19 protein-coding genes are annotated in these 24,316 nt (G+C 35.6%); 16 read left to right on the top strand and 3 right to left on the bottom strand.

Features of this window, described 5'->3' with window-relative positions; genetic code table 11:
* Positions 1-352 precede the first annotated feature (352 nt).
* Together CXF74_RS14205 and CXF74_RS14200 are read left to right on the top strand one after the other, a co-directional pair.
* On the top strand, positions 353-622 hold the full coding sequence (locus CXF74_RS14205) for a type II toxin-antitoxin system TacA family antitoxin (RefSeq protein ID WP_101083193.1): 270 nt from the start codon (positions 353-355) through the stop codon (positions 620-622).
* Entirely contained in the window at positions 619-1,149 is a 531-nt protein-coding gene (locus CXF74_RS14200; RefSeq protein ID WP_101083192.1) for a GNAT family N-acetyltransferase, read from the top strand. The genes CXF74_RS14205 and CXF74_RS14200 overlap by 4 nt, the downstream gene beginning before the upstream one ends.
* 372 nt (positions 1,150-1,521) lie before the next feature.
* On the opposite strand, the gene CXF74_RS23125 is transcribed toward CXF74_RS14200, so the two are convergent.
* The gene (locus CXF74_RS23125) at positions 1,522-1,803 is read right to left on the bottom strand and encodes a hypothetical protein (RefSeq protein ID WP_232772530.1); all 282 of its coding nucleotides are present in this window, start codon (positions 1,801-1,803) and stop codon (positions 1,522-1,524) included.
* Between the two features lie 381 nt (positions 1,804-2,184).
* Between CXF74_RS23125 and CXF74_RS14190 the strand changes: the two genes are divergently transcribed.
* From CXF74_RS14190 to CXF74_RS14155, 8 genes are all read left to right on the top strand, one after another.
* On the top strand, positions 2,185-2,664 hold the full coding sequence (locus CXF74_RS14190; RefSeq protein ID WP_101083191.1) for a TetR family transcriptional regulator: 480 nt from the start codon (positions 2,185-2,187) through the stop codon (positions 2,662-2,664).
* Positions 2,665-2,743: 79 nt separating this feature from the next.
* Positions 2,744-3,592, top strand: coding sequence for a DUF726 domain-containing protein (locus CXF74_RS14185; RefSeq protein ID WP_101083190.1), 849 nt, complete (start codon positions 2,744-2,746; stop codon positions 3,590-3,592).
* Positions 3,593-3,751: 159 nt separating this feature from the next.
* Entirely contained in the window at positions 3,752-6,121 is a 2,370-nt protein-coding gene (locus CXF74_RS14180) for a dynamin family protein (protein WP_157822411.1), read from the top strand.
* A complete protein-coding gene (locus CXF74_RS14175; RefSeq protein WP_101083188.1) occupies positions 6,111-8,477 on the top strand; it encodes a dynamin family protein in 2,367 nt (788 codons plus the stop codon). The genes CXF74_RS14180 and CXF74_RS14175 overlap by 11 nt, the downstream gene beginning before the upstream one ends.
* Complete coding sequence (locus tag CXF74_RS14170; RefSeq protein ID WP_101083187.1) at positions 8,477-10,822, top strand: dynamin family protein; 2,346 nt, start codon at positions 8,477-8,479, stop codon at positions 10,820-10,822. Before CXF74_RS14175 ends, CXF74_RS14170 begins: the two co-directional genes overlap by 1 nt.
* Positions 10,815-12,029 (top strand): hypothetical protein, encoded by a 1,215-nt coding sequence (locus tag CXF74_RS14165; RefSeq protein WP_101083186.1) that lies wholly within the window; start codon positions 10,815-10,817, stop codon positions 12,027-12,029. The genes CXF74_RS14170 and CXF74_RS14165 overlap by 8 nt, the downstream gene beginning before the upstream one ends.
* A gap of 26 nt (positions 12,030-12,055) precedes the next feature.
* Positions 12,056-13,228, top strand: a complete 1,173-nt coding sequence (locus CXF74_RS14160) for a hypothetical protein (RefSeq protein WP_101083185.1) — start codon at positions 12,056-12,058, stop codon at positions 13,226-13,228.
* A gap of 4 nt (positions 13,229-13,232) precedes the next feature.
* Complete coding sequence (locus CXF74_RS14155; protein WP_101083184.1) at positions 13,233-13,547, top strand: hypothetical protein; 315 nt, start codon at positions 13,233-13,235, stop codon at positions 13,545-13,547.
* Positions 13,548-13,606: 59 nt separating this feature from the next.
* Here the strand turns inward: CXF74_RS14155 and CXF74_RS23120 are convergent, their stop codons facing one another.
* Positions 13,607-13,738, bottom strand: a complete 132-nt coding sequence (locus CXF74_RS23120) for a hypothetical protein (RefSeq protein WP_442965954.1) — start codon at positions 13,736-13,738, stop codon at positions 13,607-13,609.
* 197 nt (positions 13,739-13,935) lie between these two features.
* Here CXF74_RS23120 and CXF74_RS14150 point away from each other — a divergent pair, with 197 nt between their 5' ends.
* Positions 13,936-15,534 carry a DUF4145 domain-containing protein gene (locus CXF74_RS14150; RefSeq protein WP_101083183.1) on the top strand — a complete coding sequence of 533 codons (1,599 nt, stop codon included), beginning with the start codon at positions 13,936-13,938 and terminating at the stop codon, positions 15,532-15,534.
* Between the two features lie 483 nt (positions 15,535-16,017).
* Entirely contained in the window at positions 16,018-16,716 is a 699-nt protein-coding gene (locus tag CXF74_RS14145) for a tetratricopeptide repeat protein (protein WP_101083182.1), read from the top strand.
* A 1-nt stretch (position 16,717) separates the two neighbouring features.
* On the opposite strand, the gene CXF74_RS14140 is transcribed toward CXF74_RS14145, so the two are convergent.
* Positions 16,718-17,707: a helix-turn-helix transcriptional regulator gene (locus CXF74_RS14140; RefSeq protein WP_101083181.1), complete on the bottom strand. Its 990-nt coding sequence runs from the start codon at positions 17,705-17,707 to the stop codon at positions 16,718-16,720.
* Between the two features lie 145 nt (positions 17,708-17,852).
* Between CXF74_RS14140 and CXF74_RS21985 the strand changes: the two genes are divergently transcribed.
* The 4 genes from CXF74_RS21985 (at position 17,853) to CXF74_RS14125 (ending at position 24,068) form a co-directional block, all read left to right on the top strand.
* Entirely contained in the window at positions 17,853-17,999 is a 147-nt protein-coding gene (locus tag CXF74_RS21985; RefSeq protein ID WP_157822409.1) for a hypothetical protein, read from the top strand.
* A 216-nt stretch (positions 18,000-18,215) separates the two neighbouring features.
* Positions 18,216-20,333 (top strand): McrB family protein, encoded by a 2,118-nt coding sequence (locus CXF74_RS14135; RefSeq protein WP_101083180.1) that lies wholly within the window; start codon positions 18,216-18,218, stop codon positions 20,331-20,333.
* A gap of 251 nt (positions 20,334-20,584) precedes the next feature.
* Entirely contained in the window at positions 20,585-22,714 is a 2,130-nt protein-coding gene (locus CXF74_RS22570; protein WP_101083179.1) for an AAA family ATPase, read from the top strand.
* The gene (locus CXF74_RS14125; RefSeq protein WP_232772529.1) at positions 22,698-24,068 is read left to right on the top strand and encodes an McrC family protein; all 1,371 of its coding nucleotides are present in this window, start codon (positions 22,698-22,700) and stop codon (positions 24,066-24,068) included. Before CXF74_RS22570 ends, CXF74_RS14125 begins: the two co-directional genes overlap by 17 nt.
* The last annotated feature ends 248 nt before the right edge of the window (positions 24,069-24,316 follow it).

Below are 24,316 nucleotides of genomic sequence, written 5' to 3'. Positions count from 1 at the left end.
GAGTATATTAAGAGATGTAAGTTATTACTTCTAGTCCTATTTGCAATAACAAATATAAATTTAGGCACTTAAATCGGATCGGCCCTTAATCGCTTGAGTACGTAGACTTACAAGCTATTTTTGCGAACAAAGGCTCTTTTGTAATTTTGTTGGCTAAAGTTGATGCGTTTATCGCTCCCTCCTAGTGACGAGATCTCTTTATGTTTTGGAAACGCACAGTACCAGTATATTTTTTATGCTTGGATAGCACAGGATATAATCCGTATTAGTTCCGTACATGTTGATTTTTTTATGTTTAAAATTTATACTCTTAATTAATTGCGGAATATGTCCGTACAAATGAGAGGACGTTATGGCTACAGCAAGACTTGATATTCGTTTAGATGAAGAAATTAAAGCTAAAGCTGAGAAAGCATCCGCGTTACTGGGTTTAAAAAGCTTAACTGAATATGTTGTCCGGTTAATGGATGATGATGCAACTCAAGTAATTTCTGAACATGAAGGTATTACAGTTCAAGCAAATGTATTTGACCAATTCATGCTTGCCTGTAATGAGGCTAAATCACCAAATAAAGCACTACTTGAAGCTGCTGAATTTGCTAAAAAGGGTGGTTTTAAGTGAGTTATTCCAAGACCTTTAAAGAATTAGATAAGTTGGAGCATGATCGGTCGTCATTTGACTGCGGTGAAAAAGAGCTAAATGATTTTATTCAAACTCGAGCAGCTAAGCATATGCAAGCTGGTATCAGCCGTACTATGGTTTTGCCTGGTTCAATGCCGTTGCCAAATCAAAAACATCCAATTTGTTCTTTTTATAGTATTGCACCGAGTTCGATTAGCCATGAAGCTTTACCAAAATCAATGGCTAAAAAATTGCCACGTTATCCAATTCCAGTTTTCCTTTTAGCACAACTTGCTGTTCATAAAGAGTTCCACGGAAGTGGGTTAGGAAAAGTGAGCTTAATTAAAGCACTAGAATACCTTTGGGAAATTAATGCTCATATGAGAGCTTATGCCATTGTTGTTGATTGCTTAACAAAAAATGCAGAGTCATTTTACGCTAAGTTTGGCTTTGAAGTTTTATGTGAACTCAATGGACGTGTAAGAATGTTTATTCCTATGAAAACAGTTGAGCAACTATTTTCATAGGAATGGGTAAAGCAGACTACAAAAATTGTTTGTCGTAGCCTGCTTGCTTTGTGATGTCGCAAAAATGCAAGCTTAAAGGCTCACTTCCAAGGGAGTATGGACCGCATTTTTGGAAGTGGGACTTCAGTCCTGCAGGCGGATCGTTCGCAACAAATACAAGTCTGAAAGCTCACTTCCGAAAGCATTTTAGTGGCATGTTTTGGAATCTGCTTAAGTATCTTTTCTTACACTTAATCCAATCCCTTTAATTTTCCCCGTCACCTTACTTAATATGATTTTTCAGTTCAGATCTATTTTGTAACATCAATTGTGAGGTCGGTTCACCCGTTACGGGATCGACAGTGATCATTAACTTATCTAATACATATTGCATCAGTGAGTAATACCAATTCCATTAAGTATGTGAGCTAAATTTTGCGTAGAAAAATGGCTTAATTCAAGGCGTAAGTAGACGTAAATATTCATTAGCAGTACCTTCATAAAGGCAGGGCAGAACGCTTTACTAGGAACATAACCTTTGGCGCTTTTATCGTATTCTAAATTAGCGGGATGCAACAAAATATAAGCATTAATATCCTTGGAGGCTTGTTGTCGTCCAATGCCAAAAGCGCCACACAGGTGATTGGTAATAAGTCGACCTTCCCAGAGCGCCATAATCTCAATGAGCTGATAGCAAAAAGCCCTCGACGATTACCCCTGAGCGAGCTGATTATATTGCGGTGTGAGGATGTTTTATTCGCCAGTTTATTATTTGCGTCATGAAAAACAACCTGCACATCGAACTCGGAGAAGCTATTTTTATACCGCTTCCTAAGGCCTATTTAAACGCAGCATTAACAAAACCCATAGAATACACTTTACTTTGCGTTATCGGGACGTATACTTTACTTTCTCTTATTTATTAAATGGATTAACTATGTCTGTAAACCAAGGTGATTTGTGCCCTCATTGTGACTTTATTATCGTCATGCCACCCGACATAGATCCAATATGCATGTGTTGTGGGAAAAATGTTTTAAAAGATCCGGAGGAATAATGGCGAAGATAACCGCGGTACAGCGCGCTCAAAATAAAGAAAAATATGATGCGATAGTCGTGAACTGCTTTTTTGATAAAGGCTGGGATTACATCACCTTAAATAACATCGCAAAAGAGCTCGGTCTCAGTAAAAGTAGCGTACAGGCCTATTACCCCACAAAAATGGATTTTGGTTTAACGCTAAAAGACAAAGTATTCCCGATCATGCTTAATAAACTCGATTTCACCTCACCAGAAACGTTTATTAATAGCTGGGGAACTGCATTAGCAGAGAGAAAAATCTTCGCAATGGTGGTTCATCTTCTCGTTGCTAATGCCACAAGCCAAGCAACGAGTGCCATGACGATTGCAGGTATTACCAAGCTAAAAGGCATGATAGCGAAAGAGTGGGGAAGCGAAGAAAAAGCGCAACACGCAATTTATCAAGTATTAGGTTTGAGCGTGATGGAATTGGCTAAAGCGGGTCATGCTAGTTAGCGGATGACTGTAAATATTAAAACGTTAGAAAATTTATCAGAGATGAGTGTGGCAATCATCATTAATTAAGAGAGAAGTTTTGTTCAGTAAACACTTAGAGTCATTAAAGTCCTTTTTAGCAAAGGATAATCAGACCGATCGAGCAACACGCTCAGAGCCTGCTTTGAAATTAGTTGAAGTAAGAAAAGGCATAAAGCCATCAATCATTATCATCAATGGTTTTTTATCTAAGAAGAGTGAGGATGTCTCTGATTGGTTAGAGGTTGTTGATGAATTGTACCCTCATAATGAGGTGCTACACGCAAGGTGGAATGCGGGTGATCTTACTAGTATAGCGACAGACAGCGGCTTAGTACCTGAGCGTACGGAAATGCTAGCCACTAAGTCAATTCAAATGAGTGTTTTCGACGCGCTAAGTACAGCAACTGGCCAATGGAAAAATGCATTCCATGAAAGTAATCAGGTTGGTGTTGAACTTGCTGCAGAGCTAGAGGGTAACGAATCGTTACATGGTGCGATATTGATGGGACATTCACTAGGTGCAAGGGTAGTTCGCCATACCCTCGCTGAGCTTGATAAACCAGTTGTTAGTGTTGCGTATTTATTGGCGGGTGCAGTGTCATCGGAGCAAGGTGAATGGTTGGAAATATTCAAAAAACATCCTGAGACAAAATTTATTAATTGTATGAGCCAGAACGATTTAGTATTAAAAAACGCATATCCAATGGGCTGTTTATTTGACCATGAGCCTGCAGGTTTAACCCCGTTATGCGAAGAAAATTGTATTAATCTACTCAATCTTGATGTCACTGAATATGCAGATGGCCATTCTGATTTTAAACAGAAAAAGATCGGACAATACTTAAAAAAAGAACTTGTGAAGTTAGATCAATCCAAGATTGAAGAGCGATCTTTGAGCCTAGTGTAACAAGGGTGTCCGAGGGCTATGTGGCTAAGTTTTCTACGCTACTTCAGTATTGGGTAGTACATATAAAAATAATTTTATAACCAAATTTAGATGAATGCTTTGAGATTAAGCGTTGCTTAAGTAAATAATTAAAATAATAAATTACAAATAGAGGTTCACTTGGTAGCTACAACAAAGATAAAAAAGGCAATTGAAATTGTTAGCGATAATACAAAAATAACAGTAAATTTATTTAATGATTTTTTCAAAATTAAAGAGTTAGAAGAACATTACACTCATTATCTAGACACTGCTAAAGAGTTAAAGTCACAACTCGATAATCAAGAGTTTAGAATCACCGTTGTAGGTGAGTTCAGTTCAGGTAAATCAACCTTTATTAATGCGCTTATTGGTCAAGATATTTTACTGCATGGACTTTCAGAGACAACTGCAACTGTTACCTATGTTCATTGTGTAAAAAAAGATAATTCTAAAATCAACCAAATAGAGGTTCATTTTACTGAGCCAAGCAAACAACCGGTCATTTTAGATTTAGATAAAGATAAGGATTTGCTAAAGCAGTACACAACTACCTTTTCAAATACCGTAGATGTTGTATCAGAAATAGAGGGAGTTCATTTCTATCTCAATATTGAAGGTATTGAAGACAATGTTGTTTTTATTGATACTCCCGGCTTAAATGGAGTCGCAGAAGGGCATAGGGAAGTCACCATTAATGAAATTCAAAAAGCCCATGCTAGTATCTGTCTTTTTCAGCTTAGAGGCGTAACTGAGAGCGAGAAAGAGTTTTTAGAGTTAGTGTGTAAATATCAAAATAACACCATCTTTGTAATGAACCGTATTGATGAATTAAATGAACGAGAAGACCGTAGTTACGATGAACAAATTCAATTTTTTCATCAGAAATTACAAGAAAGCATTGGCGATCCAATTAATATTAATATTCCAAAATCCTCTATTTTTGGTTTGTCGTCTTTGCTCGCTTTAGTGGCTAATGATCATTCCATTAAAAAAATATACGAGACAGATAAAGCAAATATTACAGGTGAACAACGTCAAACAATGTGGCAAACATCGCGTTTTTCTTCATTTCAAAATTATCTTTGGCATGACGTAATTGAAAAACAAAAAGAACAATTACTAAAACGATCGATATGTGAGCGCTTTGATATTGTTCTTTCGGCACTATTACAAGAAATTACCGCCGAAATAGCGATATTAACGGTAGATGTTATAGATGAAGACTTACTAAAAATAGACTCTCAACTAGAGAAAATAGATCTACAAAAAGGTAAAAATAGTGAAAAAATACAAAATTTTATTGCTAATCGCCAACGAGAATTAATTAAAGACTTTAAATATGAAATCACTTTAGGCTTTCAGAATATTATTATTGAATTAACTAAAAGAGTTGATAGCGAAACAGATTTCGATAATTTTTATCAGAACTTAAATAACAATGATTATGGTAATGCCTTAGCCCATCAGTTAGCTGACTTAAAAATAGTATATAAAAAGAGTTTAACTACAGCTTTAAAAGCAACATATCAAGAAGCGACCGAACGCACAGAAAGTTTTGTGCCACGTATAAGTATTAGTAATAAACGCATAATAAAAATAGAACACCATATCAATACTGATTTCTCGCCGGTTAATTTAACTGCATCAAAAAATAAAATACACAGTAAAATTCATACAATTCAACAGCAACAAATAGAGCTAAAAGCAAATCACAGTCTCACTGAGTCAAAAGTACTTAAGTCTGAGATTAACCATGCTCAAATGGTGTTGAAAAAAAACAAAATCAACCAAGATTCTGAGGTTAAACGTTTAGGTATTGAGCCGGCGGTTCAAAATAAGAGAATAGAATACCAAACAACAGAATCACGAGGGGGGACAGGATTTTTAGATTTTATGATAGGTGAAAAGGAAGTTACCCGGACAAGGGTTGTAAAAGATTCAAGTAATAGAGATGCTTGGAATAAAAATAAACTTGCCCTTAGCAAGCAGTTTACGGAACAGAAAATAGAGTCTGAAAGGCGCATAAATCAATTAAAAGGTCGATATGTTGACGAGCAAAACAAACAAAGTATTAATGATACAAAAATAGAAAATTTATCAAGAAAAATCAAAGGGCTGGAGAATGATCTCGAATTTGAACAAAAAGTATTTGATGAGATTTATAGTAAAAATAAACGTGAAGCATTAAAAAATGCAAAAATGAAATTAGTTAATAAAATCGCCAAGCAAATAGCCATACCCGAAAGTGATATTTATCTAAATTATCAAGCTGAGTTGAATAAAGACTTAGAAAAAAACTGTCTGTTAATTAGTAAAGAAGTTACAAAATATCTTGAATATTTACATAAGCAGTTTAAACAAAATCTTCTTACGTTAAGCAATAAACGGAAAAATAAACTCGGTTTTGCTGAGACAGAACAAAAAACGAAAAAGCTAACGATTTTAGCTAATAAGATCCAAAAAATACAAGTTAAAAATATTAACGGAGCGAATAGTAATGCAAGATAATACGCTACAAAGCTATCAACAACGGAAAAACAAAGTACTAAATTTGTTGAGTGCATCATCTGATTTTTTTACTAATAATAATTTACCTGAAAAAGCAGATTCATTTAATAAGCTATTTACTCAAGTAAAAGAAGGTACTTTCTCTATAGTCGTTGTTGGTGAATTTAGCGCCGGAAAGTCTACCTTTTTAAATGCTTTAATGGGGGAGGAACATCTTCCTGCACTTTCAACAGAAACGACCGCAACAGTCAATTTCTTAAAAAGCAAAGCACTTTCTCCTAATAATAATGAAGTTGAGGTACTTTATAACAACAATGAACAGTCACCTTTATATTATGAAACAGCAGATAAAAAAACCATAGAGTCTTTTGTCACCACGAAAAGTACTTTAGATGTTGCTGAAGAAATTAAGCAAGTTAACTTATTTCTGGATTCGAAGTTTTTAAATGATGGTGTAACTTTAGTTGATAGCCCTGGTTTAAACGGGCTTGCTAGTGGCCACCAAGAAATAACAGAGAAGCAAATAGAAACCTCACATGCTTCTATTATGATGTTTAATGCAACAAGACCAGGTTCAAAAAGTGAGTTTGAACTTATCGGCGAGTTACAAGAAAAAGTAGATACCATTTTTTATGTTTTAAATCGTATTGATGACATTAAACTCAATGAGCAGAGTGTTGAAGAGGTTGTAGACAGCATTAAAAATAATTTCCATAAATTATACCCAGATAGACCTATGCCCGAAATATGGCCAATTGCGGCTTTACCTGCACTTGCAGCAAGAAGTAGTCAAGATGTTGAGTATCGTAACCAACTAAGCCATAACGCTGATGAAAAAAAGCAATATTTAATAACCTCACGTATTCATGACTTTGAAGAAAGGTTATTGCGTTTTATAACTCAAGGTGAAAAAGCAAAACAAGAGTTACTAGCACCTGTAAATAAAGTACACGCATTGCTTAATAGCCATAAAGCTAACCTTGAATTAAACATTGACATTTTGCTTAAAACCCACGATAGCGATGAATTAACGTTACAGCTAAATGAATTAAGGCAAGAAATAGACAAAGTTGAAGCCGATAAACTATTACAAAAGGGAAGTGTTAGCATCGAGCTAAAAAGTCTGTGCCGGGACCTTAAAGAAAAAATGGGAACTAATTTATTAAATCTTAAAAAAAGATACCAAAGTGAACTTTCGGCATTAGATACCATTGATGATGTCGTGCTGCATATTGGGCCTAAATTGAACGGGAAAATACAACAAGATTATGAAAAACTAGCAAATCAATTGCTTAATGATTTTAGTGACTACATTAGTGAATTAGCTCAAGAAAATTTTTTACACTACATAACTCAACTTGATGAAGAAATTGAGAAGTGGAATGAAAATAGCGAAATAAAAATTGTAAACACCCCTGAATTAAATGCTGAATCATTTAGTGTTGATGTCGGGTTAGATCAGTACCAACAATTTAAAAAAGAAAAAGAGATAGAAATTAAGGAATTACGTCAATCAATCGAAACCTATGAAGATAAGAGCATAGAGGCACGTCAGGCCAAAATGCAGCTGGATAAATTAGAAAATGACCTGCGGCTTACCAGCCAACGAAATGAAGAGCGAATGATGCAGTTTTCTGCTAACCATCGCCCAGTTATTAGTTATGAAGATAAAACGATTACAGAGTATAAATCTAGAGGTGGAGTTTTAGGGAAAGTTGCGACTTGGGCTATAGGGAAGAAAAAAATCATTGATCAGATTCAGACTTCAAATACCGATGCTCGAGATGCATTTGATAATGATAAATTAAAAAGTGAAGAAAATAACGAAAAAGAAAAAAAAGATATTGTCGGTAAGGTGGCTCAACAAACTGACACTGTTAATACATTATTGTGTGAAGATAAACTTGAATTAATGCAAAAACGCAAAGAAGTAGCAATAGAAGCAATAAGATCACAGCTAACTGACGAAATGCTGCAATTAGGTGAAAAGAGTGCAATTGAAAATAAGAAAAAAATGTTTGCGTTTGAGGGGCAATATAATATTTATTTAGAAAATTTTGAAGATCAAGTAGAGCGAACTTTTAAAGAAAGAATCACAAAGTCTCGTAATAATGTTAGTAAGATGATTGATAATATTGTTTTAGAAAATTTTAATCAGCTAATAGAAAAGCATAAAAAAGAAATTGAATTAAAGGAGCGATTGTTAGATTCATCTGAAGAAGATAAAGCAAGAAAGAAAATTGAATTAACCACTCAACTTGCTGATATTAATGAAATACTAAAGAATAGTTACGTTGAAATAAAAGTTGAGTTAGAAAGTATGGCAATCGATACAATTGAGCAGGTAACCGCATAATGTTGAAAACAAAAATAGAAAATAACCTGTGTATTGCTAAATTTCTAAATGAAAGTAAAGATATTATAAATTTGGAAGTGTTTAGTAAACAGATCTGCGATCAACGCTTTTACTTACCCATCGTAGGGCAGTTCTCTGCGGGTAAGTCTCATTTAATTAATAACCTTTTAGGTCAAAAACTTTTACCTACTAAATTAAGGGAAACCACTGCGGTGTTAACCTTCATTTCATATGGGAAACCACAAGCCAATGCTGTTTTCTCTTCAGGAAAAACCATTGAAATGACGTTAGCTGAAATACAAGTGTTAGATCATAAAAAAATTGAAAATGACGCTGTTGTTACGCAAAGCAATGATGGAGAAAGTGATAAAATAGTAAGATTAAATATAACTATAGAGCATGAACTATTAAAGTCTGGCGTTGTGATTGTTGATACACCTGGCGTTAATACCATCGTTAATGAGCATGAAATGTTTACCCAAAACATTTTGCCTGAAACGCTTGCGCTAGTGTATGTATTTAATACCGCACCTTCAGCGGTTGATATGAGTCTTTTAGAAAAGATTCAACAATACGGTATAAATACGACTTTCGTACGTACTTACCTAGATCAAATAAATACTCAAAGTGAAAGTATTGAATCCTGCGAGCAAGCTGATCAAAATATTTTAGAAAAATATTTAAGCAAGGAAAAATTAGCATACTTTGCGGTATCAAATGATGTTAGTGATGGTTGGCAAGATCGAATGAATACTTTATATGATCATATTTTATACGACATAGCTTTCCAAGCCAAAAGTTTGATGGAAACGGGTATCGAAATTAAACTGAATCAACTCAGTGAAAAGTATCAACAGTTATTATCACAACAATTATGCAGAGCATCTGAATTAGTTAACAGCTCCGCTGATGAAGTTAACAACAAGCTAAAAATTGTAAAAAACAGTGAGCGTAGTTTTCTGCGGAAATGTAGAACAATAGAAGAGAAAATTAATAGCGCAACACAGCAGGTTCAACTTAATGTTGAATCAATTATTAATCGTAGTAAAAAAGCAGCAATAGCCTCCTTTTTAGCAAAAATGCAACATTATACGACCCTCGCTAAAATTGAGAAAGATTGTCCTGACATTGCACAACAACAAATAGACGACTTTGTTGAAGGGATCACAATACAGTCACAGCAAGAAATCAATCGATGGGTGAACGAAATCCAGGCGGGCTATGAACAAGAAGTTATTGCACTTAGTGATGAATTGAAAAATTTGACTCAACTTGAATTTATTATTCCTGTTAATGAACTTGGTTCACACTCAGTTGATAAAGCACATTATCAAAATGTACTCGATGACTTAGGTCACTTAATGGAATTACAGGAAAAAAGCGAAAGTGAGTTAAGACAACTCAATATTAACAACCAGGATTTACTGGCTACGCAAAGCCACTTAAAAGAAGTTGTTGCACAAATAGTTCACGATCAAGCTATTTTAGGTGATTATCAACCACAGTATATGGAAATACCGGGAGATAATAATATTTCAGCCATAGGAAAACAAATTGGTGCGCTTGCTGATATAGCATTATTGTTTACGCCTGTTGTTGCTGTCGAAGCCGTTGCAGGGGTTGCGAAAGCAGGTAAAGTAATTCAAGGTGCTAATAAAGCTAAAAAAGCGATGGATTATGTAAACCAAGGCGTGCAAATTGCAGCAAAGTGCAAGCAAGGAGTGAATGGATTACAGAGAACCCCAATTGGGCAAGGTATGGAAAAAACAGGCTTATTTGATTTGTTAAGTCTTGAATATTGGTTTGAAAAAGTAGGTCGCAAGTTTGATACTCCACCAATAAAAATATTAGATTTAGAGCATCAAGCCAATTTACAGCAAGAAAAATCAAGAGTTAGTGCTCTACATCAGACTCAAATTGAAAAAGAACTTACTCTGCGTCATGAAATTGAAAACTTTACTAGTCAACAGCAAAAAGAGAATATGCGCCTTGAGTTGGTGCAAAAAAAGCAACACGATAAACAGCAAGAACTTAATGTCTTACAACAAAAGTCAGAACAAGCATGTTGTCAAAAATACAAACAGCAATGTGTAGAACTGTTTTGTCAGTCACTCGCTTCACCTGTTCAAGTTATTCTACCTGCCATTAATAAGCACATAGCTAATACCCACAACGATATTATGAATGCTTCTACCAAAGACATCATGCTGGAGCTTGCAAAAATTGAATCAGAATTAAAGCTGTTTTCGAACGATACTCATAAAGCAACTGAATCTAAAGCAGAAATTGATAAAATAAATGTTTTTATCAAGCAACTTTCTGAACAGGATCTTATGTGTGTTTAATTTAAAAATCATTTTACAGAACCATAAAATAAATGTGGTAGCAGGTATGCATGAGAATGATCATTTACGAATATTTAGTGGCTTAATTTTAGATGCTTGTCATAACCTATATAGTAAGCATCAGGATAATTTCGGCTCTCGTAATGTGGTCTTTTTTCATGACCAACATAGTGTTGCTTATTATGAAAATAGGCAGGGGAAAATAAATCCACTGCTTGAATCAATAAAAGATGATGATATCAGTACTTATTATTTTCCTATTAATCGCTTACGGGGCTGTCAAAACAGAGTGTATGTTTTACCTGCTCCCACTATCCTACAAGCTAAAGATGGCGTTAGTTATTTCTTTAACGTAGAAAAATGGCTAGAAGGCAAGCCTGTTGAGTCATTAATATGGGTCGACTCGTCTCCTTATGCACAGGCGACTGAAATTCGATTTTTAGAACAGATATATCAACATAATCAACAGTTTTGGCAACACACCAAGTTTCATATTTGTTTTTATGAAAATATGAAAGCGACATTATTAGATATCGACGGGGTAGATGAAGCAATTGCACAAGCAACGAGCCACTATCAAGATAAAGTTACCCCTTGCGCTAGCTACCATCGATTAGCTCCTGCAACTCTAATTAATGACTTAGAGGTTGTATTGAGTTATCAAGTATCACACATTGGGCGAGTAAAAAATCGGGTTAAGAGAGAGGTGGAAAATAGCATTCTAAATTTCAAATATTTTTCTGATGATTATCAAGCTGATGTGCTTGATGAAATCGATTTTTTAACAGTATTTGAAAAAACATTAAGACTTCCTACTCCATTTGACGCTAAATTGGCTAAACCCTTTTGTCAGTCGGGAGTGAAGTCCATCTCATTATATGTTGAGCAGAATATTCACCCGTTAATTGAGTCGTTTGTAGTTGATAATTTTATCCAATCATCAATAGATCTAGACAATATTAAAATAAATTTTTCACTGTTTTTTAACCATCATTGGCAATTATTTACCACTAAATTAATCAAGGACATGCTGAGAAGTATCGACTATAAAAAATCTTTGAACCGCATTGATAGCCAAACGGCACTTCGGGCTGAAGCTAAACATGAAATTGAATATTTTTTTAGACACTTTTTTTTCAATGAGCTAAAAATCTTTATCGAACGGAAACACTCAATTTGGCAACCTTTGTTAGTTGCCTGTAAATAAAAATAAACACTCATCAGGAATTTAAAATGAAAAAAATAGTTACCCCTTTACTGGCCGCATTAATATTTATCGCGCTTATGTATTATGCAATTACTACAAATCAATCACCTGCTCAGATTACACTTCTAGTAGGAATATTATTAATCGGCTCTAGTATTACTATTACGCTTATTGCGCTTAGCAATAAAGTGATTACTGCTTTAACTAACAACAAAACAGAAATACAAGAATTACAAAATGGTTTTGATAAACAAAACGAAAACTTTGTTTTGCAGCAACAACATATGACTGAAAATGCTGAACAATTAAAAACCTTTGTGAACTCTCTCTGTGATTTATTTAATAAGCGTTTAAGCGAAGAATACAATAGTATTCGCGACACTAAAGATCAGATACAACAATCGTTGTCGGCTTTTGACCGCTTTATGTTGAGTTTCAATGAACATGCAACAGCGCTAGTTTTGCAGTCTTCTGATACGCAAATAAACCATCACCAAGCGCAATTAAGCCAAATGAAAAGATTAGAGGAAAGTTTATCGAAGCCACTAGGTGTAATGGAAAAACAATTTACAGCAGCAATCGAAATGCAAAATATTCAAAATGAAACCTCAAACAAAGACTTCAATGACTTAATAAAACAGGTAAATACTACCCAAGTAGAATCTACTCAAAGGCATTTAGCACAAATTGAAGCGCTTGAAGCAGGGCTGTCTATTCCGTTAACGGCTATTGAGAAACAGTTTGTAGCAACGGTAGAAGCACAAGATAAACACAGTGCAACAATAGAAAAAATGGTTGTGATGTTAATTGAAAAGATAAATTTAGATCGAGCCGAAGTACATCAAGGGCAAGAAAAACTAATTGAGATTACAGAGTTAGTAATCAATGAATCAGCTAATAAGTTCAGTAAATATCAAGAACAGTTATTAGAAAAAATGAGCGAATCAATAGATCTACTTGAAGAGAATTTAGATTCGATGGTAAGTTCATTAGCGAAGAAACTTACTGAAAATAATAGTAAACATCAAGAGTTAAGCATTACAACCAATGACTTAATTCAGCAACAGCAAACTAAATTAGTAAGTGAAATTAAGGACATGTCAAAAGCTGTCAAAAATGAGCTTATCGCTAATAGAGAAGAGTTTTCTGCTATAACAACCAAAGATATAGCCTTGATGGAAAAATTACTAAGAAGTTAATATTATGAATATGAAATCACCTTTATTGATAAATAAACTGATTGTGTCTGCTATGCAAACTAAGTTATTGGATAAAATTTGTGATGATTTCTTTTATCGCGAAGACAATCAGAAAAAAATTGCATACCTATCAACATTGTCTGATAAAAACTCTCAAAAATTGTATGCGGAAATACAATTGATTAATGAATTTATCGATAATATTCAATTGAGCATCGGTAACCAATATTATCGGCACGCATTAGTTGAAATAACTTGCTTGCAGAAATTTTGTTCTAAGATAAGTGAAAAATTACAAAAAGTTATCGCTAAACACTGAGGGGCCAAAAAATCATAAATGACTTAGGTGTATAACGGTAAGGGCTCAGTAAAGCCTGACTAGTTTTCACTGTAAACAATATGACAAGGCGTTAAGTCCGTGAGATATTCAAACGATTGGCATAGTGGAGACTGTGTAAACAGATACTGGAAATAGTAATAAGGGCTAACATCATTAGCCCTGCAAGTCATGAGTAAAGTGACGCTGTTATTAGCTGGCTTAAGCATTTCGTAAATAGTATTTTTACAATAACCGTCTGTACTATCCCTCATGCATAAAACCTTATTTCGCACCTGCCGTACAAATATTCTAAAAAGTAAAACCAACACGTCATAGCTTGACGCCTTCCTGTGGATAATAGCTACCTCACATCACTGAGGAGATTATCATGGGCGAACTCGCTTACTTACCAACGACCACTACGGTTACTCATAACTACCAATTTATTGAACACTCTTTTCCGGCGCTTTACAGCTTGAGCCAAGAGATTGAAAAATATTATGCAATGGACCATTCATGCTGTTTGCTTAAAACGCGACTCTTTGTGGAGCTATGGTGCCATGAGGTAGGAGAAAAACTGAAGTTACGACCGCCAGTGTCGGGCGATTTAGTCAATAAAATCAAACAGGTCGCTAGTAGCCAAAAAGTGCCTGATTACATTGTAGATATACTAAACACGTTGCGTGTTGAAGGTAATCGAAGTGCTCACATGACGCAAGCTTATGATGGCTCATGGAGCTGTGAATACACGTTAACTAAATACAAATTAGATAACTTAATGAAAAGCTTATTAGAGATAACACAATACCTCGCTTATAAGCTTAATCTTCAGAGTGATACAGAGCAAAATGAATGGCAAGCACCCACTAAATTGGCCTTACAAGAGGACATTTTAGCGTCGCTGTCTGGTAATAAAGAGGCGACACTATCTCTTGCAAAACACTTTGTTCTCAAAATGTATATCGCTACGATACCCAAGAAAACGCCGGGTAGTGAAAACAAAGCGCAATTGCAATTGATACAACATGACTTAACTTATTGGTTAGACCGTGCGCATAAGCAAGGCCATGCTGAAAGTTGGTTATTGTATGCAGAGGTTTATAAAAATAAGTTGTTGCAATTACCTGAAAAAACAACCGTTGAAAACTGTTTTAAAGAAGCCTTAAAGATAGATAAAGAGGGTGAAGCTGCCTACCAATACGCTAGCTACCTGCGAGACAATGCGCAACATAAACGTAGCCTGAAATTTACGCTTCAAGCGGCAGAACTCGAAAACCATAAAGCAATTCAATACCTACAAATTCATTATTATGAAAAAGAACCTAAGCAATATCTAAACTGGGTTGCTAAGGGTATTGATGCAAAAGTGAAGCAATCATTTACGCTTGATCTCGCTTATAAATTAGAGGCTTGGGAAAATGATAAAGACAATGAGTTACTGAAGAAGCAAGCAAAGAGCGCCCTTATTAGCGCACAATCTTATCAGTCTGAAGGTGCGAAATACTTCAAAGGTTATTGTGATTATTTTGGTTATTGGGGAAAAACACCACAACCTGAATTAGGCCTTAAAGTCATGGCAGAAAGCCATCAGCAGTTACCTGTGTTTATGCGTTATGAACATAAACTCTTCAATTTAGCAGCTGCTCATAGTGAATATGAAGACCTTGCTTTAGAGGTATCAACAAATGCACTTATTTGTTGTAGTGATGAAATGAAACCGCAAATGCAGTTTGATTTTTCGATGTTGCTGTTGAAAAAACTTTATACAGAGAACAAAGTAAAGGTGGAGTCGCCACGTTCAATAAAAGCATTGGTAAGAGAGTCTGCTAAAAATGGTTGCTTTGACGCACAGCAGTATATCAAGTCACCTAAAGGCAAAGCTTTTTTGCGTGACAATAGCTTAGTGAGCCATACCATTTGCAAAAAAACAGCCGATAGAAAAAAACTAAAACAAGCTAAAAAGAAAGCAAGAAAAGCTAAACGATAGTTTTTATTTACCTCTATACCCATGTTACCTCAAGATGCTTTGTCAGGCATAAGCTCGATAACCAGCTCCAGGTACAACGTGAGGTAACCTATCGAACGTTAATTACGTGAACCTTCTAACAATAAGGGATTAAAAAAAGACGTTAATCCCTTATTGTTATTCACTTTTCGATTGTTGTAACGCCGAGTTGGTTTTCGAGCTTACGCCCTGTAGGGCAAGGCAACTTGTACCAAACTATGGCGTTATAAAATTTCGACTTAGAATGACTAGGCTTCAATCTTATGCCTGATATCTCGGCACAATTTTCCTTGCTGACTTTGCATGTTGAAGTAGCATGGGTATAACAGCATCAACGATCCAATCATTAATATGATTGGATCGTGATGCTATTTAGGTGATTACCAATACGGTACACGATGCATTAATGTGGTTGTGGCAATCATCATCCAATGATTAATATTTAACAGTAAAAAGAGGTACCGCGTGAATTGGTTAGAAAATGTATTTATTAAATGTAAGCTGAAATCAGAGCAAGGCAATAGTGTAGCTTTGTATCATCTTGGTTTACTTTATGAAGGTGGCCGTGGTGTTAAACAGAACCCTGTTAATGCGATGGATGCTTATGTGAAAGCGGCTCAATGTGGAGAAAAGAAAGCACTAGCAAGACTGACCGTTATCTATCAAAACGGTAATGGGCTGATGCAATTTGACAAGCAGGTAGCTAACGTAATGTATCAGTCTGCCAAGGCGTATGATGAAAATATTCGAGGCATACAGGGAGCGGAGTACCAGAAAGTTAAGAGTGTGAACGATGACGCGCAATTAGCACTCACGCTTTATCGAGAAAGTGCTGAAGCAGGTGATGTTATTTCTAACCTCGTGCTTGCGTACATGTATGAGAATCTTGAATCAGAATTAGTGAACGATGCATCGACAGACAAACATTTAATTCAACGGTTAGAACAAAGCCGTGCAGATGCGAGACACAAGTTGGCGCTATTTTATGAAAATTCGGACCAATACGAAAATGCATTTAACTATGTGCAGCTGTTATATCAGTCTTTAGCTATCGAGCATTCCATATTAAACGAACCATACGATGAGACGCTTGATGTGACTTGGCTGGTGGTAGAAGCCTCTTTTCATCACTGTAGCGCTAATGCCGACATGAATGCCGAGTAAATTATAAATGATACATACTCATCGCATCTTTTAGGTGCTCGATGACTTTCTTTTTTACAGATTGCGGGGCGATAACTTCAGTAAAATCAGCCATCGACATGAGCCACCAATGCAATTCATGGTTTACAGGTAAGTTCGCTTTAATAATGAAGTATTGTTCATCAAACTCACTGACAGTTTGATTGGGACAAAGTGGTGTTTCTAATAAATGATGGCCGCGGTTTCGGTCCACTTTTAGTTCAAGATCAACGTATTCATCTGTTGGAAATACACCGCCTCCCTTTTTCATAAAGGCTTGAAGATTAAAGTCTGTAGGAAACACCACCTCGTTATAACTCCTTTCTGCACTGCTCATTCTATGCACCACAAAAGCTCTTTCCTGGTTTTCTGGTGTATGCGCAATCAGGTAATAAACATTACCTCTGATCACCAAACCTAACGGGTTTATTAATCGTTCTTTTGCTGCATGATGCACAAAATTTTTGGGACGGTTTCGATATACAATTTTTAATTGTGCCTGGTCGATAATGGCCTGCTCAATGGTATTTAATATTGCTTCATCTATCTCTGCTTTATGTAATTGAAACCCTGGTGGTGCCGTTGCTATTTTTGATTGCCATAATGCTAATTTTGGATCGGTTAAAGCACGCTGAGCTTGATTAAATTGCCCCTGTAATTGTTTATTAACAGAGGAGGGCAAGAGATGCTGTGCGTATTCAGCAAACATATTAAAGGCGAGTGCCAAACTAGGTGTCATTAATTGTGAGGTTTTAGTGCCGGGTTCAAATGACCAAAAAAGACCTTGCCCAACTTTCTCTTTAATCATATTACTTTCTGTATCGTATAACTCATTCAAATCTCTCTGCAACATTCTCAGGGTTATATCCCCTGCATCTTCTTGGTATTTCACTCGTAACGCTTTGGCTGAAATAGATTTAGGCGCTTCAGGTATGAAGTGCAGAATATGTTTATGGCGCTGAGCTACTTGCATCTATATCTCGTTATTGAATGTGAGTGATTAAAATTAATAAATTACACGGTACTTTATCATGTTGCGTCACCGGTTGTCGTCTTTGTTTGGTATCTTATTTTTTCTAATTAAGCGCTAACCCTTTAAAGAATAATGAGGAATAAATATGAAAGAGTACATCGTCGATTTTACTGGAGAAAAAGGCCGTAGCTGTCGCGTACGTGTATTCGCTCGCGATTCTGGAGATGCTAAAAAACGCATCAAAGAAGAGCATGTTGTGATGGCTTGGCGTCAAACGAAAGAGATTAAGTAGGTCCATTTGAAAGTTAAGCGATTATTGTGATTTTGTGTATAATTCACGGCTTATAAAGTTCAGTGTATTTTTGTGGCGATACACTTCTATTTACTCCCAATAGCATTCAGGGAAACTTATCTTGGTTTTGTATTAGGCACTTTCAGATCCCTATGTGGTAAGTCACAAGCTTTAAATTAGACATGTAAATAATTGCTTTTAATCTATAGGAATAACATGACAGAAATAAACGGTTTCGATGAAGGCTCTGATCAACTATATCAAACAACAGATATCTTAAGTGATATTGAAAAATTAGGTGTTTCGTTATGGAAGAACACTGCTTTAACTGAAAATTTCAAGCTGAATTTATTCAAAAACAATACTGCCAAAGAAGTTATTAAAAACCAGGTATTACCAATTATCGAAGAATTAGTAATACGCTTTTCAAATGTGTATATCGGTTCTGAAGATAAAAAATTAAAGATATACGTTGATGAAGTGTGGTTATTTGAGATCCAGTTAACTCGAGAAGTGGGTATCAGGGTTTCCTTGAAAAGAGGCGCAATAAATATATTTTCAGAGCTTAATAATCTGGCTGGTAAGCATAGTGAGTTAATCCAAGAAAAAGATTTACTACGTTATAAATTTGATCAAATTGATAACCAAGACTTTATAAGTGACTTTAAAAATAGCATCTGCAATATTCAGTTCAATACTTTATCTAAGTGTTGGGTTGATATTCTAGCTAAGGAAGCTATTCCTGAAAAAGTTTCTCTCGATTTCTGGACCAAATTAGATGAAATATTTACGGCAAAAGAAAACCTTGAGTCTTTTATTAAGTTAAAGAGAATGTTTCTTAATTTAATGAAACAGCTAAAGCTAGAGGCAAATGATATAAGCAGTGTAAGTTGTGGCTCAAATCAATCAAACCAAATGTTATTTAAGGCAGATAATCAAAATCTTGGTGGTTTTAAAATAATAAAAGATGCAATGACAATCGAGTTTAATTTAATTGCAGTGCTTGTGAAACGTATTGATTTTTACGGGAATATTTCTGAGTTAGCAAAGTCAGAAGGTTTGACGTTTTTACAAGAGGGAAGCTGGTTTAAGGTAAATATCAACGATGAAAACTTACCTCTAATAATCAAGCTTCTTGAACATTGGTTTGATAAAAACAGACAAAAAACATCGGAACAAAATATGCCAGCGTCACCTGAAAATAAATATAAAGTTACTTCAAAATCCCCACTTAACGAAATTCTTTTTGGTCCTCCTGGGACGGGTAAAACCTACCATACGATTGAAGCCGCAGTCAAAGCTGCTGAGCCTGAAAGTTACGCAGTGTTTGACGGTGTAACTAAAGAAGCTGTGCAAAATGAAGGTAATACAATCAGAGGGTGCTGTAGTGTTTTTCGTCAATTATTAACAGATAAATATCAGCAACTTATTGCAGAAAAACAGATTCAATTTGTTACTTTTCACCAAAGTTATGGTTACGAAGAGTTTGTTGAGGGATTAAAAGCTAATTCAACAGACGGTGAAATCTCTTATGACGTTGAATCTGGAATTTTTAAAAAAATCTGTGAAGATGCAAGAAATGCAGATTTAGATGAAACAGGTAAGCCTAAAAAATATGTCCTCATTATCGATGAAATAAATCGCGGTAACATTTCTAAAATATTTGGTGAATTGATCACGTTAATCGAGCCCTCTAAACGTGCCGGAAATGATGAAGCAATAGAAGTAGTATTGCCCAATTCTAGCAAGCCATTCTCTGTGCCCAATAACCTGCATATCATCGGCACAATGAATACCGCTGACCGTTCATTAGCAATGATGGACACTGCTTTACGTCGCCGTTTTGACTTTAAAGAGATGATGCCAAAACCAGCCTTGTTTGATGATGAGTGTGGTGTGATAAAGGGCATTAACCTAACAGAGTTACTGACTACGCTAAATAAGCGTATTGAAGTACTTCATGATCGCGAACATACCTTAGGCCATGCATTCTTATTTCCTGCGTATAACGCCATGGTAGCGGGTAATGAAAATGAGGCATTTATTGAATTACAGTCTGCTTTTCAAAATAAAATTATCCCTCTGCTTGAAGAATACTTTTACGATGATTGGAACAAAATAAGCTTGGTGCTTGGTGATAACCAAAGAATAAAACCGTCTGATTTGAAGTTTGTTCAAGAGCAAAAAATTGAATATAACGACCTATTTGGTGGTGACTATCAATCGGATGAATTTGGTCAACCTGAAAAGCAATATGCTTTAGCTGAATTTAGTGATTCTGTTTGGTCAAATAATCAAGCTTACCAAGCTATCTATGCTACTGCTGATAAGTAAGGGGATGACTAATAAAAGGCAAAGATAAAAATGAAGTATTGTTGCGCAAAGTTATTGATTAAAGGAAAACTAGATGATTTTAACAAATGACCAAATTGAGCAACAATTTCATCATGCTGATTCTTTTATTCAAAACTTCCAAAATTAATGAAGAATGAAATTAAAGTTTCATTCTTCATTACGAAGAAATATTAAGACGCAATTTATAAAGTACAGAGTGTTTTTTTTAAATAGTATTAGAGAGTAAATAAATGATAAACAGAGAAACATTGATAAGAGAAATTAAAGAATACATCAAGAAATTGATAGGTGAAAATGAGGGGCTCGAACTTGTTGGTGTTGGTGATGGAGTGACCACCACTCGCTTTGTATCAACAAAGCTTGATGACCTCATCAATCAAACTGATGATGGAAGAGATCCATCTAAAAGATTACTCGTGTTTCAATTTGATAACAGAGAAAACTATTTAGATGTAAATCTACATATTCGACCTGCTGAAGAATCATCCAGAATACGTATTTACAATTTAACTGCTGAAAATGATTTATTTAATAAAAGGCAGGCGACTCTATCTAGTGAATGGAGCGTTCTTTATGGCACTAGATTAATAAATCATACATCTACCCTAGAAACAGAAATAACTACATTATTAAGAATAATTAAAGATAAATTTGAAACATTTTGCCAAACAGATTTATTAAATATCGAAAAGTTCTTTTCTGATAATGCAAGTGAAGTTATAGAAGGTAGTGAAGTGACTAAATTAAATAGTATCGCACCGCTAAATCAAATTCTGTTCGGCCCTCCAGGTACAGGGAAAACCTACCATACGATTGAAGCCGCAGTGAAAGCCGCTGAGCCACAGTTTTACGCATCGTTAAACATTGACGCGAAAGCGGGGACAACCCCGACGCAGCGAAAAGAGTTAACAGCTAAATACAATAAGCTAAGTAAATCAGGACACATTCGATTTGTCACTTTCCACCAAAGTTATGGTTATGAAGAGTTCGTAGAAGGCTTAAAAGCTGAAACCAACGAAGACAACCAGATCTCATATAAAGTGAAAGATGGCATTTTCAAATCAATTTGTGAATCTGCTTCTTCTCCAGAACTGGATGTTGATAAAAATATTAATACTAGCGGGCGAGTATGGAAATTATCTATTGAGAGCGCACAGACTAACCCTGCAAAAACGTTCTGTTTAGAGAATAATATTGCCGCAATTGGTTGGGGTGACACTGGAGATCTCGGCGCGGAATATAAAAACGATTATTACAATACGCTAGGGAAAAACGATCTTAAAACATTAGAGTACTTCTCTGATGTAATGACAGAAGGTGATCTTGTTTTATGTATCAATAGCAAAACCTCTGTGGAGGCAATCGGTGTTGTTGCTGGCGATTATGAATTCATAGAGAAAGGCTTACCATCACGAAATGATTATTGCCATCATCGAAAGGTAACTTGGTTAGCAGAAGGGGTTAACGTTGATTTTAAATCATTGAATGGTGATACTGCTTTTGACTTAAAAACCTGTACCCCGCTATCTCGTTTATCAGTGCCTAGTGTCGTTAAGCATTTGGCTGAGTCAGGCGTAAGTATTGCTAAGCCTGAAGTCAATGTTGAATTAGTAAATTATGTACTTGTTATCGATGAAATAAATCGCGGTAACATTTCTAAAATATTTGGTGAATTGATCACGTTAATCGAGCCCTCTAAACGTGCCGGAAATGATGAAGCAATAGAAGTAGTATTGCCAAATTCTAGCAAACCATTCTCTGTGCCCAATAACCTGCATATCATCGGCACAATGAATACCGCTGACCGTTCATTAGCAATGATGGACACTGCATTACGTCGCCGTTTTGACTTTAAAGAGATGATGCCAAAACCTGCCTTGTTTGATGATGAGTGTGGTGTGATAAAGGGCATTAACCTAACAGAGCTACTCACCAAGTTAAATAAGCGCATTGAAGTGCTTCATGATCGCGAACATACCTTAGGTCATGCATTCTTCTTTCCTGCGTATAACGCCATGGTAGCGGGTAATGAAAATGAGGCATTTATTGAACTACAGTCAGCTTTCCAAAATAAAATCATTCCTTTGCTTGAAGAGTATTTTTACGATGATTGGAATAAAATAAGTTTGGTGCTCGGTGATAATCAAAAAAGTAAACATTCAAGTTTACAGTTTGTTAAAGAAGAGTTGATTACCTATACCAAATTATTTGGTAAAGAATATCAATCGGAGGAATTTGGTCAACCTGAAAAGCAATATGCTTTAGCTGAATTTACGGCGCCTGTTTGGTCAAATAAAAAGGCTTACCAAGCTATTTATGCTCCTAAAAATGTGACCAAAGCTGATGACCAAAATGAATAATACCATTAGCTTGTTTGAATTTGAGTACCTTGTGAATGAAAAGCAAGGAACTCAAAATGCAGCTGAAAATATTAAAGTTGTCAGCGATGTGGCTTTTCACTATCTAAAGCAATTAAGTTTACAGATGGATGAGGAAAGTCGTTTATTGAAGCCGTGTCGCTTTAATGGGCTAGAAGTATTACAGGTGCAAAACTACGCCGGGGTGATTTTTACCCCGGATAATACTCAAATTGAAGTGTTACCTAAAGTAGGCAAGCAGGGGGGCGATAGCAATAAGAACAAGCAGGAGGCCCGAAGCGCGCTGTTAATGATGTTGAAAAGCTTAAAAGGTTTTCGCCATATAGAAACACAAGCTGCCAGTATCGCTAGCCAGAAAATGCCATTATTAGAAGTGTTTATCACACAGTTTTTAGAAACGGTAAATACCTTGATAAAGCGAGGTTTACGCAGTGATTATGTTGCGCGAGAGGATAATCTAGCTTACTTAAAAGGCAAGTTGAATATAGGTAAACAAGTTCGTCATAACTTCATTAACAAACATAAGTTCTATGTTGAATATGATGAGTTTTTGCAGGACAGACCGGCGAATCGATTATTGCATAGCGCACTTGTTTGCATCAATAAATATACCCGATCAGCTAATAATCAAAAGCTATTACAAGAGCTAAAGTTTGTTTTTACAGATGTACCCGTCAGTAAAGATTATAAACTCGATTTTACCCGCATGAAGTTAGACCGGGGGATGGACTACTATAAGCGACCACTTAACTGGGCTCAGTTGATTTTAGAGGGTTTTTCACCACAAAGCATGAAGGGCAAAAATCATGCGCCATCTTTGTTATTCCCAATGGAAGCGGTCTTCGAATCTTATGTTGCTAACATCCTACGCAAACAGGTTGCTAATGGTTACCAGCTAAAAGAGCAAGTACAGTCTAAATCGCTTGTAAAACATGCTGAACAGCATTGGTTTAGATTAAAGCCCGATTTGATTATTGAAAAAGATAATGAAACAAAAGTAGTGTTAGATACAAAGTGGAAACTACTCGAACAATCGAAAGATAATGGCACGGCTAAATATGGTCTTTCACAATCTGACTTCTACCAGATGTTTGCTTATGGCCATAAATACTTATCAGGAAAAGGGGATATGTTCTTACTTTATCCGCAATCAGAAGACTTCACACAAGCGATACAATCGAGTTTCTGCTTTAATCCAGAAGCCGAAGAGAAACTGAATTTGTGGATTGTGCCGGTAGACTTATCCGTAGGCGTAAAGGATGAAGAACGTATTCAGTGGCCTGATGAATCTCCCTCTCTACATTTAGCCTATAACAAAAAATGTAAAGCTCTCTAATAAATTTAACTCACTTAAAAACCTAATTATTCCCTGAATATTTAAGAGAACCCTGGGCATAATTAGGTTTGTTTAAAATATGTTCTTTGTCTAAAAATCAGATTGTTAACAATCAAATCTAACTATAAAGTGATAGTATTGTTCGCATCATTTTAATGTATATATAATGCTCTGAAGTCATCACGCCAAGGTAACTATGTCCGCCAATTTCTACAATAACAATGCCGAACAGTTAGCAGAGATGTATC

Origin of the sequence: Psychromonas sp. Urea-02u-13, from assembly GCF_002835995.1 — a bacterium.
GTDB lineage: Bacteria > Pseudomonadota > Gammaproteobacteria > Enterobacterales > Psychromonadaceae > Psychromonas.
The sequence above is the reverse complement of the archived record's forward strand: the minus strand, read 5'-3'. Positions and strand labels throughout refer to the sequence as shown.